This window comes from Pseudomonas sp. MF6755 (assembly GCF_016405635.1).
In the GTDB taxonomy this organism is placed as follows: Bacteria; Pseudomonadota; Gammaproteobacteria; order Pseudomonadales; family Pseudomonadaceae; genus Aquipseudomonas; species Aquipseudomonas haemolytica.
Genome location: NZ_JAEKDA010000025.1, coordinates 26,304 through 38,604, shown reverse-complemented (window position 1 = coordinate 38,604; position 12,301 = coordinate 26,304). Strand labels below are relative to the sequence as shown.

The window sequence follows — 12,301 nt, the reverse complement described above, 5'->3', positions numbered from 1 at the left end:
CGCGCTGCAGACTTTTAATAAAACAGGAGTTACTCGTATGAAGAAGTTCGCTCTCGCTACTGCTACCGCTCTGACTCTGGCCATGGGTGCTAACGTAGCCTTTGCTCAGACTTCCCAAGCCCCTATGACTCTGGCGGCTGGTGAAATGACCAAGGCTAAAGAGTCCACCTCGGATACCTGGATCACCACCAAAGTAAAAGCTGACCTGCTGACCGAGAAAGGCATTCCTGGTTCGGACATCAAGGTTGAAACCAACAAAGGCGTGGTTTCCCTGTCCTCTGACGTAGCTATCTCGGATTCCCAGAAAGCGACCGCTGTAGCCATCACCAAGAAAATTAAAGGCGTAAAAGCGGTTTCTGCTGATGGCCTGCTGGCTGGCGGTGCGGTGAAAGCTGACAACATCGACAAAGCCAAGGAAGGGACTTCGGATACCTGGATTACCACCAAGGTAAAAGCTGATCTGGTTACCGAGAAAGGCATTCCTGGCACCGACATCAAAGTCGAAACCAACAAAGGCGTAGTTTCCCTGTCGTCGACCGTAGCGGTCACCGATGCTCAGAAAACTACCGCGGTGGCAATCGCCAAGAAAATCAAAGGCGTTAAAGCTGTATCGGCCGACGGCCTGAAAGCAGAGTAACGCTTCCCTTTTCGTTTGAACTAGATTGCGGCGGCTTAGGGTGAGTTAGATATCCACCCAATGCACCTCTGGAGTTCATGCGACCGACCACATGGATGTGGTCATTACAGGCCCCGGCACTTGTGTCGGGGCCTGTTCTATTTTGAAGGGCATACGAAGACCAAAAAATGTGGGAGCGGGCTTGCTCGCGAAGGCGGTGTATCAGGTACACATTCAGTGACTGACACATCGCCTTCGCGAGCAAGCCCGCTCCCACATTAGTTGTGTGGCAGTCGCGGGTTACTCAGCATCCAGATGCATTGGCGTGACGACCCGACCATCTTTCTCGGCCTGCCCCAACTGCGCATCAATGAAGTACACCCGGTCATCTTCCAACTGCCCCTTGTCCACCAGGTAATCCTTGATCGTACTGGCGCGGTCCTGGCCCAGTTGGCGCAACAGCACATCACTGCTGCTCCAGAACTTGATCACGCCGTCCTTGAGCTTCGCCGTGCGTTCAGCGCTGCCCAGGTCCTTCCATTCGGCCGGTGGTTGCTGTTTGAGGCGAGTGCGGTAGATACCTTCCAGCAACGGTGCCTTTTCTTTTTCTGGCACCTCAAGCAACGACGCCTGGGCCGGGACTTTGTCGCCACGACGCTGGAGGATCTTGTAGTAGTTGTATTGGTATTCACGCTCCAGCCGTTGTGCGGCCAGGAACGGCCCGTCGCTGCTGGCAGCTGCGGTACCTTCGATTTCCAGGCGCAGGGTAGGGCGCTCTTTCAGCGCCTTGGCCAGGGTGTTCAGCGCGCCTTCGGCATCTTTGTTCAGCTCACTGGAGCCTGCGGCAAACGACACGTTCCCCAGATCTTCAGAGCCGCCACCGGTCACCAGCCCGCCGATAAACTTGAAGGGCGCCGTTGCCGCACGGACGACAAGGTTACGCAGGGTCTGCCACACAATCGGCATCACGCTGAATTGCGGGTTATTCAGGTCGCCGGTCACCGGCAGTTCGATGGATATCTTGCCGTCGGAGTCCTTGAGCAGCGCAACCGCCAGGCGAATCGGCAAGTCCACGGCGTCAGCGCTGTCGACTTTCTCACCCAGTTGCAGTTGCTCGACCACCACTTTGTTCTCGGCCTTCAACTGGCCCTTGGTGATCACGTAGTGCAGGTCCAGGTTGAGGCGGCCTTTGCGGATACGGAAACCGGCGAACTTGCCCGAGTACGGCGTCAATGTGGTCAGCTCGACACGCTTGAAGCTGGTGGCGATGTCCAGCGCTGCCATCGGGTCAAACGGATTCACGCTGCCTTTGATGGTCACCGGTGCGTAGCGGTCCACCTTGCCCTTTATGTCGACGCTGGCCGGTTTGGCCTGGCGACTGTCGATGGTGCCAATCTGGCCGTTGAGCTGTTGAATCGCGGTGGCAAAGTTGGGAGTGAGGCTGAAGTCGGCAAAGTTGGCCGAGCCGTCGTTGATCGCGATCTGGCCGATATGAACGCCCAGTGGCTTCTCGTTGTTGGCTGCAGGTTTGGCGGCCGACTTCGACTTGTTGCCACTGTCTGCCGGCTGTGGAATCAGCAGATCGTCAATGTTGGTGGTGCGGTCGTCGTTGATCATGAAGCGCACATACGGCTGCTGCAGGTTGACCTTGTCGATCGACAGGCTTTGGCCGTGCTGGTAGTTCACGCCCTCCAGCACCAGGCGTTGCCACTTGAGGAAGTCGCGGGTCTTTAGCGTATCCAGGGTATGCAGTTGATCAACCTGGGCGCGGCCGGTGACCTGAAGTGCCAGTGGCTCGGTGCTTTTCAGGTTCACATCCAGGTTGCTGCCCAGCATGCCGCTACGCAGTTCCAGGCGAATAAACGGACTGATGTAGGACTGGGCGACACGCAGGTCGATGTCCTGGGTGTTCACTTTCAGTTTGGCGCTGACCGGGTTGAGGTTAACCTCGCCAGTTGCCTGGATCTTGCCTTGCTTGCCCAGGCCGGTGTCGACCTTCAAGGTAAATGGGCTCTGGTTGAGGCTGTCGAAGTTCTGCACGTCGACATTCAATGGGCCCAGCTCCAGCGCGACCGCAGGCTTGGCCTGGCGGTCGGCCAGGTGCACCTGATAGTTACGCAGTTGTACATCCTTGAGCAGCACTTGCCAGGGTTTGTTCGGGGCTGCCGGTTGCGCTTCAGGGGCATCGGCAGTGGCCGGCGCATTGGCCGGTTCCGGAGCCTTGGCTGGTTTGCTCGGCTGGCTGGCGAACAGCTTCTGCCAGTCCAGTTGCCCATCGGCCTCACGGGCGGCCCAGGTTTCCAGCTTGTTGCTGCGGATCTTGCCGACAATCACCTGCTGCTTAGCCAGGTCCACCGTGGTTTCGCTGACATCCAGGCGCTCCAGGCGGGCCAGTGGCCGACCATCCGGCGCCTTGATCGCAAAGGGTGCGATGCTGGCGGCGGTGTTGGTCAGGTTCAGTTCGGTTTCTTTGGCCAGGCTGAATTTATAGTCGGTGCTGAAGTTGAGCACACCGTCTTCCAGCACCAGTGGCAAGGCGTCACGCACATACGGCCACCAGGCTTTCATCTTGCCATCGGTGACCTTCAAGGTGCCTTCGGAGGTGATCGGTACCAGGCTGAAATTGCCTTTCCAGTCGATCTGCCCACCTTCAGGGCCGGCGGCGACCAGGGTCATGTCGGCGTTGTCTTCGGGCAAGGTGCTGAGGTTTTTCAGCTCGAAGTCGAGTTTGTCGTAGAGGAATTCGATGGGTTCGCTGGGGCGCAGGTCCTGGAAATGCAGATTGCCGCCCGCCAGCTTGATGCTGTCGATACGCAGTGGAAACGGCTTGGCATCGGGGTCGGCCGGAGTCGGCTCGCTCGGCGGCAGCTTGAACAACTGCGCCAGGTTAAGTTGGCCGGATTTGTCGAACAACAGTTCGGTCTTGGGCTGGTCCAGTTGCACATCGGCCAGGTGCAGGGCGCGGGTCCAGAGACTGTCCACTTGCAGGTTGGCGTAAAAGCGCTCGAAACCCACTTGTTCTTTGCCAGGCTCACCGATCTTCAGGCCCCACAGCGTCAGTTCGAGGCTGAACGGGTTGAGCTCGATGCGCTCGATTCGCGCTGGCACCGTGGCGTAGTTCGCCAACTGTTGGTTGGCAATGCGAAGGGCAATGCCGGGTAAGATCAGAAAGCCCAGCAAGCTGTACAAAGCAAGGGCGGTCAACAAGGCGCCTGCGGCGCGAATCAATCCTTTGGGCATGGGTGACGCCATCTATGTCGAACGAGAGTGCCTTGGAGTATGGCACGGGAATTCGGTTCCGAAGAACCGTGGGCCTTGGGAAACTTCCTACAACTGCAGGATCAGGGTCTTCAAGGGCGGTTGTTGATCTTTCGAGGGGAAGTCGGCCCCGGGTGTCATGACCTGCCAGTCACGTACGGGGCGACCGGCTTTTTCTGCGCAACGCAGCACCTGCTCACGCCAGTCATCCATGCTGACCTTCGCCAGGTTGTTGCAACAAATCAGCACGCCATTGTCGGCGGTAGCCAGCAGCGCGGGCTTGAGCAGGCTCTGATAGTCGCGCAACAGGTCGACGGTACCGAAGGCGCTCTTGGCCCAGGCCGGAGGGTCGAGCAGCACCAGATCGTACTGACGCTGCTCCAGGCGTGGATAGCTGGGTAGCTTCTGGCCACGACGCTGGGTGATCGGCAGGCCCGCCAACTGGCGAATCGCCGGGAAGTAATCGGACTGCACAAATTCCATGGTTGGCAGATGCGGATTGAGCTGGCCGTTTTCACGCCCAACCGCCAGGTTGCCCTCGGCAAAATCCAGGTTGCACACCTCGCGCGCACCGCCGGCCGCCGCGCTCAAGCCCACGCCGCAGGTGTAGGCGAACAGGTTCAGCACGCTTTTGCCGGCACTGTGATCCTTGACCCAGCCACGGGTGTTACGCAGGTCGAGGAACAGCAACGGGTCTTGTCCGGCATGGCGCCCACGCACACGGTAGTTGAGGCCCCATTCGTGGCCGACCAGGTCTTCCAGCGCCGCAGGCTCTGCACGGTACACCGTGTCTTCGCGGTCGATCCGCGAGTTGCCCCGGGCACGGTCGTTGTATACCAGCAGCAATTCCAGGCCCATGTACTGGTTGATCAGTTGGTGCAGGTCCTGCAGGTCTGCGCTTTCAAGGGACTGGTGGAAGCTCTGCACCAATAATTGCGGGCCGTAGCGATCGATGGTCAGGCCACCGGCACCTTCCTGGCTGCCGTGGAACAGCCGATAGCAGTCCGTACCTTGGGCGTGCAGCGTATTGAGGAGGTCTTGGCGATAATCGAGGGCGGCGCGCAGCGCCTGATTCAAGGGAGTCATGAAGCGCGCCTTGCTAGCGGGTAAATGAGGGCAATATGGGCGCGGAGTTTAACAGCTATGGGCCGCCACCTACATCAACCCCATCCGCCGATGGGCGCGCTGCACCGAACCATTGCGCATCGCCCAGCGTAGCAGTGGCGCACTGCGCCTGACCCCGGCGCGGATCATCTGGCGTTGCAGTGGGCTCTGGTATTGGTCGAGCATTGCGCTTGCCCAGTCGGGCAGCAGGTCGATCCCGGCCTGCATCATCAGGCTGCCGAAGGGTTTGGCCAACGTACTGGGGGCAGGGGCATTGAGCAGCAGGCGCAGCACCTCGCGGCTGCGTTCGTCGCACCGCAGTTGCGGGCGGATGCGCGCCAGGTAATCCGAAATTTCCTGGCGTGAACGCGGCACACGCCGAGCGCCCAGGCGTTCGGCGACCAAGGCAATTTCGCTGTAGTAGCGATCCTGGTCCCGACCCGAAAGCTGTGGGTTGCGATAACGCAGGTAAGCAGCGAGAAAGTTGCTGACCTCGGCCACATGCACCCAGGTCAGCAGCTCTGGATCGCTGGCCGCATAAGGTCGCCCATCCGGTGCATGGCCGACCACCTGAAGGTGAATCGTGCGTACTTTTTCGATTAACCACTCAGCGTCCTTGCGCGAGCCGAAGGTGGTGCCGGAAATGAACTGCGAGGTACGCCGCAAGCGCCCGAGCATGTCCTGGCGGAAATTCGAATGGTCCCACACGCCGGCCAGGGCCAATGGGTGCAAGGCTTGCAGCATCAAGGCACTGATGCCACCGATAAGCATGCTGCTGAAGTCGCCATGCACTTGCCAACAGGCTGAGTGCGGCCCGAACAAACCCGGGTCGCCCTTGGGGTTTTCCAGGTCCAGTTGGCCCAGTGACAAGCCGGTCAGGCTCATCAACTGGGTTTCGATACGACTGCGGATAAATTCCATGGTGACTGGGATGTTCCTATCGGTTCAGGCGTTTGTCGATCAAGCCGTCTACGACGCTCGGGTCGGCCAGGGTCGAGGTATCTCCCAGGCTGTCCAGTTCGTTGCAGGCGATCTTGCGCAAGATGCGCCGCATGATCTTGCCGGAGCGGGTTTTCGGCAGGGCAGGCGCCCATTGGATCAGTTCCGGCTTGGCAAAGCTGCCGATTTCCTTGCTGACCAGATCCAGCAGGTGCTTTTTCAGCGCATCGCTGGGCTCGACGCCATTCATTGGCGTTACAAAGGCATAGATACCCTGGCCCTTGACGTCGTGGGGGTAGCCGACCACAGCGGCTTCGGCGACCTGGTCATGCAGCACCAGGGCGCTTTCCACCTCGGCGGTGCCGATGCGATGGCCCGAGACGTTGATCACATCGTCGATCCGCCCGGTGATCCAGTAGTCGCCGTCCTCATCGCGGCGCGCACCGTCCCCCGTGAAGTAATAACCGGGATAGGGTTTGAAGTAGGTGTCGATCATGCGCTGCGGGTCGCCGTAGACGCTGCGAATCTGCCCCGGCCAGCTTGATTTGATGGCGAGCACACCACTGCCGGCGCCGCTGATTTCCTTGCCTTGCTCATCGAGCAGCACCGGCTGCACGCCGAACATCGGTTGGGTGGCGCAGCCGGGTTTGATGCGCTGGGCGCTGACCAGCGGGCTGAGCATGATGCCGCCGGTTTCGGTCTGCCACCAGGTATCAACGATGGGGCAGCGCTGTTCGCCGACCGCGTTGAAGTACCAATCCCAGGCTTCCGGGTTGATTGGCTCGCCAACGCTGCCGAGCAGGCGCAGGCTGGCGCGGGAGGTGCTCTCCAATGGGCCGTGGCCTTCACGCATCAGGGCACGTAACGCGGTGGGCGCGGTGTAGAAAATATTCACTTGGTGCTTGTCGATCACCTGCCAGAAGCGCGAGCTGTCCGGGTAACTGGGTACGCCTTCGAACATCAGCGAGGTGGCGCCATTGGCCAGCGGGCCGTAGACGATGTAACTGTGGCCAGTGACCCAGCCTACATCGGCGGTGCACCAGAACACTTCGCCCTCTTGGTAATCGAGCACGTACTTGAAGGTTATCGCCGCTTGCAGCAGGTAGCCGCCAGTGGTGTGCAGCACGCCCTTGGGTTTGCCCGTGCTGCCGGATGTATAGAGGATGAACAGTGGGTCTTCGGCGTCCATCGGTTCAGGCGGGCAGTTGTCGCTGGCGGCTTCCAGCGCGGCTTGATACTTGAGGTCGCGGCCCTCGTTCCAGTTCACGCTTGCCCCCGTGCGTTCTACCACCAGCACCGTACTGACGTTCGGGCAACTGGCCAGGGCTTTGTCGACATTCTGTTTCAATGCCACTGGCTTGCCACCACGCACGCCCTCGTCGGCGGTGATCACGGTGCGGCAATCGGCGTCGAGAATACGATCACGCAGGGCGTCAGGGGAAAAACCGCCAAACACCACCGAGTGCACCGCACCAATTCGCGTACAGGCCAGCATGGCGTAGGCCGCTTCCGGGATCATTGGCATGTAGATGCAAACCCGGTCGCCTTTTTTCACGCCACGGCTTTTCAAGACGTTGGCCAGGCGGCTGACGTTTTCATGAAGCTGGCGGTAGGTGATTTTGCTGGATTTTGTCGGATCGTCGCCCTCCCAAATGAAGGCTGGCTGATCGGCACGTTGCGCCAGGTGACGGTCGATGCAGTTGTAGCTGACGTTCAACTGGCCACCGGCAAACCATTGGGCAGCGCCGGTCTTGATGTCTGACTGCTGGACGGTGTGCCACGGCGTTATCCAGTCTAGAAAGCCCTTGGCCTGTTCGGCCCAGAAGGTGTCCGGCTGTTCGATGGATTGGCGATAGAGGCGCTGGTAGTCGTCTTGACTGAGTTGCGCAGCCCGGCGGACGGCATCGGCGGTGGGGAACGTGCTGATATCGAACATGAGCGATCCTTATTCTTGTTTTTGCGACAAGCAATAAAGATGCACCCTGTGGCGGGAGGGTTCAAGGCCAACGTCCAAACGGACGTTGGCCTCCAAACCTGCTTCAGCCGCGGTGACGACCGCGGAAGTAGTTGATCAGGCCTTGGGTCGAGGCATCGTCTGCCAGGGTTTCTTCGGCGCCGGTCAGGCGGTTGTACACGCCTTTGCCCAGCTCCTTGCCCAGCTCCACGCCCCATTGGTCGAAGGCGTTGATGCCCCAGACAACGCTCTGCACGAACACCTTGTGCTCATACATCGCCACCAGCGCGCCGAGGCGACGCGGGCTGATGCGCTCGACCACGATGGTGTTGCTCGGACGGTTGCCCGGGATCACCTTGTGGGGTGCCAGCTTCTGTACTTCAGCTTCCGGCAGGCCTTTTTCACGCAGCTCGGCTTCGGCTTCGCTGCGGGTCTTGCCAAGCATCAGTGCCTGGCTCTGGGACAGGCAGTTGGCGTACAGCCACTGATGGTGGTCGGACACCGGGTTGAAGCTGACGATCGGCACAATGAAGTCAGCCGGGATCAGTTGGGTCCCTTGGTGCAGCAACTGGTGGTAAGCGTGCTGCCCGTTGCAGCCTACGCCGCCCCAGATCACCGGGCCGGTATCGGTGGACACCGGCGTGCCATCTTGGCGCACGCTCTTGCCGTTGGATTCCATGTCCAGTTGTTGCAAGTGCTTGGTGATGTTGCGCAGGTAATGGTCGTACGGCAGGATCGCATGGCTCTGCGCACCCCAGAAGTTGCCGTACCACACGCCCAGCAAGCCTAGCAGTACGGGCATGTTGGCTTCGAACGGTGCGTTCTGGAAATGCTGGTCCATGGTATAGGCACCGGACAGCAGTTCCTTGAAGTTGGACATGCCGATGGCCAGGGCAATTGGCAAGCCGATGGCGGACCACAGCGAGTAACGCCCGCCTACCCAGTCCCACATCGGGAAGATGTTCTCTTCGCGGATGCCGAAGGCCACGGCCGCGGCGTTGTTGCTCGAGACCGCGATGAAGTGGCGATACAGCTCGGCTTCCGAGCCACCCTGGGCCAGGTACCAGGCACGTGCGGCCTGGGCGTTCTTCAGGGTTTCAAGGGTATTGAAGGATTTGGACGAGACGATGAACAACGTGGTCTCGGCACGCAGCTTCATGGTCAGCTCGTGGAACTCGCTGCCGTCGATATTTGCCAGGTAGTGGCAGCGCACGCCTTTGTGGGCGTAGGACAGCAGGGCTTCGGAGACCAGTTCCGGGCCGAGGAACGAGCCACCGATACCGATGTTCACCACGTCGGTGATCGGCTTCTCGGTGTAGCCACGCCACAGGCCGTCGTGGATGCGCCCGACCAGGTCAGTGATCTGGTTGAGCACCTTGTGCACGTCCGGCATGATGTTCACGCCATTGACCGACAGCTTGTCACCCACTGGGCGGCGCAGCGCGGTGTGCAGCGCTGGGCGGCCTTCGGAGGAGTTGACCGGCTCACCGGCGTACAGCGCGTCGATCGCGCCTTTAAGATTTACTTCATTGGCCAGGTCCACCAGCAGGTCGCGGGTTTCACGGGTGATCAGGTTTTTCGAGTAATCGAGGAAAAGTCCGCAGCTGCTCAAGGTGAACTGGGAAAAACGCTGAGGATCGGCATTGAACGCCTCGCGCATGCTGAAATCCTGCATGGCTTGGCGATGTTGGGTAAGCGCTTGCCAGGCGGGCAGCGCGGTAACGTCATGAGGGGTGCGGTAGTACGCCATCGCTGCGGGTTTCCTTTTTATTACGGGGACTGCCTTTAGGACACTTCAAAGCCCGGAACATCCAGTCTTATCTCAAGGACTGGGTTCCAGACAGCGCTAACCATAGCGCAGGGCAATTACATTAAACCTAGCGTGTCGATATGTCTTGGCTTTGTCGGTGCCGTGGCCGGTACTTTTTTATACCGGCACAGCTATCGGGGCAACAGGTTGGGAGTAAAGAGGGCTCAGGCGAGGTTCAGGTGCAGGTTATCAATGAGACGTGTCGCCCCCAGATAAGCCGCAACCAGTATCACGACATCACGATCTTCAGCCGTAGCCGGACGCAGATGCACGCCTTGGCGTACTTCCAGGTAATCCATGCGCAACCCGGCGGCTTCAATGCGCTGGATCTGCTCGGCACGCAGCTTGGCGAAATCATGGTCACCGCCTTTGATGGCAGTGGCGATCTGGCTGAGGGCGCGGTACAGCACAGGCGCTACAGCGCGTTGCTCCTCGGTGAGATAGCCGTTGCGCGATGACAGCGCGAGGCCGTCCTCTGCGCGTACGGTGGGCTCACCGATGATCTGGATCGGCATGTTCAGGTCATGAACCATGGCGCGAATCACCGCCAGTTGCTGGTAATCCTTCTGACCAAATACGGCCATGTCCGGCTGGACCATGTTGAACAACTTGCTGACCACGGTGGCCACGCCCTCGAAGTGCCCTGGGCGGCTGGCGCCGCACAAACCTTCGGACAGTTGTGGAACGCTGACGCGGGTCTGGCCCGTCATGCCGCCTGGGTACATTTCCTCGACGGTGGGCGCGAACAGCAGGTTACAGCCGGCTTGCAAGAGCCTTTCCTGATCGGCGGCCAGCGTGCGAGGGTACTTGTCCAAGTCTTCGCCGGCACCGAATTGCAGCGGGTTGACGAAAATACTCGCCACCACGAAATCCGCTTGCTGCGCAGCCTTGGTGACCAGGGTGGCATGGCCGCTGTGCAGATTGCCCATGGTGGGCACGAAACCGATGCGTTTGCCGGCGCTGCGGGCGTGGGTCACGGCGGCCCGTAGTTCGCGGACGGTTTTAACGGTGTTCATGCAGAGAATCCGTGTTCGATGCCCGGGAAAGTGACGGCTTTGACTTCACTGACGTAGGCACCCAGCGCTGCATGGATGCTGTCTTGGCCGGCCATGAAGTTTTTAACGAACTTGGGTACGTGGCCGGTCATCGACAGGCCGAGCATGTCGTGCAGTACCAGTACCTGACCATCGGTGGCGGAACCTGCGCCAATGCCGATCACCGGCACTTTGACGGCCTGGGTGATTTCTGCGGCCAGTTCGCTCGGTACGCACTCCAGCACAATCATCGCGGCACCGGCTTGTTCCAGGGCGATAGCATCGGCGCGCATCTGGCGGGCCTGTGCTTCATTGCGGCCCTGTACCTTGTAACCGCCGAGGATGTTCACCGACTGTGGCGTCAGGCCCATATGCGCACACACCGGTACGCCACGTTCGGCCAGCAGTCGGATCGACTCGGCCAGCCACACGGCACCTTCGACTTTGATCATGTGCGCGCCGGCTTGCATCAGCTTGCCGGCGTTCTGGAAGGTTTGCTCAAGCGTGGCGTAACCCATGAACGGCAGGTCGGCGATGATCAAGGCGCCGTCGTTGCCACGCTTGACGCTGGCGGTGTGGTAGGCAAGTTCATCCGTGGTCACGGGCAGCGTGCTGTCATTCCCTTGAAGAACCATGCCCAGGGAGTCGCCCACTAGCAATACCTCTACCCCAGCCTGGCAGCAGGCGTTGGCGAAAGTAGCGTCATAGCAAGTCAGCATGGTGATTTTTTCACCTTTGAGCTTGAGGCTCTGCAAGGTGGTCAGGGTAATGTCTGGCATGAAAAGGGTCCTCGTTCAGGCGCTTGGAAACAGCGAGTAACGCGCGTGAGTCTTCGTTTATACAGGCGCACTGTCTTGGAAGCAGTGCTTATAAGGCCTGGATTGCGCCCTTTAGCGCCGGGTTGGCGGCAGCGGGACGCCTATAGTCGTGAGGAGGACACGGGAAGTCAATTGGATGTGTTACCGCATTGTTACGATGGCGGTGTTACCGCTGTTACTGACGCGATTGTAGGCGCGAGATTGCTCGCGAAAAACTAATAGCCACCGGATTTAATCAGGCTGTGCGCGTTATCGTTGACGATTTTCGCGAGCAAGCTCGCTCCTACAGAGGTAAGCGTTCCAAGCCGACGAATGGGCAGGCAGTGAGCAGGTCGCTCAAGCGGCGTCCGTCAGGCAGTTGCAGGGTACCTGGAGCCAACTCCGCCAGCGGGTACAACACAAACGCCCGCACGTGCATCTGGTAGTGCGGCACCTTGAGGCGTGGCTCGTCGATCAAACGATCGCCGAACAGCAGGATGTCCAAGTCCAGCGTGCGTGGGCCCCAACGCTCAAGGCGTTCGCGGCCCTGGTCATTCTCGATGGCTTGCAGTGCATCGAGCAGGTCCAGTGGCGCGAGATCGCTATCCAGGGCCGCAACCGCGTTGGTGTAGCGCGGTTGGCCCGGGAGTAAGGAGTCGCTTTGGTAGAAAGCGGACACACCGGCGAGCTGGGTGCCAGGCAATTTCGCCAGGGCCTCCACCGCGCTGCGCAGTTGCTGTTGCGGAGCAGCCAGGTTGCTGCCCATGCCGATGTAGATACGCTCCACGT

9 protein-coding genes are annotated in these 12,301 nt (G+C 60.0%); 1 reads left to right on the top strand and 8 read right to left on the bottom strand.

The annotated features are described in order from the left end of the window. Nucleotides 1-37 precede the first annotated feature (37 nt). Nucleotides 38-637, top strand: coding sequence for a BON domain-containing protein (locus JFT66_RS26755; RefSeq protein ID WP_034117855.1), 600 nt, complete (start codon nt 38-40; stop codon nt 635-637). Nucleotides 638-916: 279 nt separating this feature from the next. On the opposite strand, the gene JFT66_RS26750 is transcribed toward JFT66_RS26755, so the two are convergent. The 8 genes from JFT66_RS26750 to folK form a co-directional block, all read right to left on the bottom strand. Next, nucleotides 917-3,856 (bottom strand): DUF748 domain-containing protein, encoded by a 2,940-nt coding sequence (locus tag JFT66_RS26750; protein ID WP_198860473.1) that lies wholly within the window; start codon nt 3,854-3,856, stop codon nt 917-919. An 87-nt stretch (nt 3,857-3,943) separates the two neighbouring features. Then, on the bottom strand, nt 3,944-4,960 hold the full coding sequence (locus tag JFT66_RS26745; RefSeq protein ID WP_034117857.1) for a class I SAM-dependent rRNA methyltransferase: 1,017 nt from the start codon (nt 4,958-4,960) through the stop codon (nt 3,944-3,946). A 69-nt stretch (nt 4,961-5,029) separates the two neighbouring features. Further along, nucleotides 5,030-5,899 (bottom strand): oxygenase MpaB family protein, encoded by an 870-nt coding sequence (locus JFT66_RS26740; protein ID WP_153839891.1) that lies wholly within the window; start codon nt 5,897-5,899, stop codon nt 5,030-5,032. Nucleotides 5,900-5,915: 16 nt separating this feature from the next. Next, complete coding sequence (gene acs / locus JFT66_RS26735; protein ID WP_198860472.1) at nt 5,916-7,853, bottom strand: acetate--CoA ligase; 1,938 nt, start codon at nt 7,851-7,853, stop codon at nt 5,916-5,918. 103 nt (nt 7,854-7,956) lie between these two features. Next, on the bottom strand, nt 7,957-9,621 hold the full coding sequence (pgi, locus tag JFT66_RS26730; RefSeq protein WP_153872632.1) for a glucose-6-phosphate isomerase: 1,665 nt from the start codon (nt 9,619-9,621) through the stop codon (nt 7,957-7,959). A gap of 224 nt (nt 9,622-9,845) precedes the next feature. After that, nucleotides 9,846-10,697: a pantoate--beta-alanine ligase gene (gene panC / locus JFT66_RS26725; RefSeq protein ID WP_198860471.1), complete on the bottom strand. Its 852-nt coding sequence runs from the start codon at nt 10,695-10,697 to the stop codon at nt 9,846-9,848. After that, the gene (panB, locus tag JFT66_RS26720) at nt 10,694-11,494 is read right to left on the bottom strand and encodes a 3-methyl-2-oxobutanoate hydroxymethyltransferase (RefSeq protein ID WP_198860470.1); all 801 of its coding nucleotides are present in this window, start codon (nt 11,492-11,494) and stop codon (nt 10,694-10,696) included. The genes panC and panB overlap by 4 nt, the downstream gene beginning before the upstream one ends. A 322-nt stretch (nt 11,495-11,816) precedes the next feature. After that, nucleotides 11,817-12,299, bottom strand: a complete 483-nt coding sequence (gene folK, locus JFT66_RS26715; RefSeq protein WP_162524997.1) for a 2-amino-4-hydroxy-6-hydroxymethyldihydropteridine diphosphokinase — start codon at nt 12,297-12,299, stop codon at nt 11,817-11,819. Between the last annotated feature and the right edge of the window lie 2 nt (nt 12,300-12,301).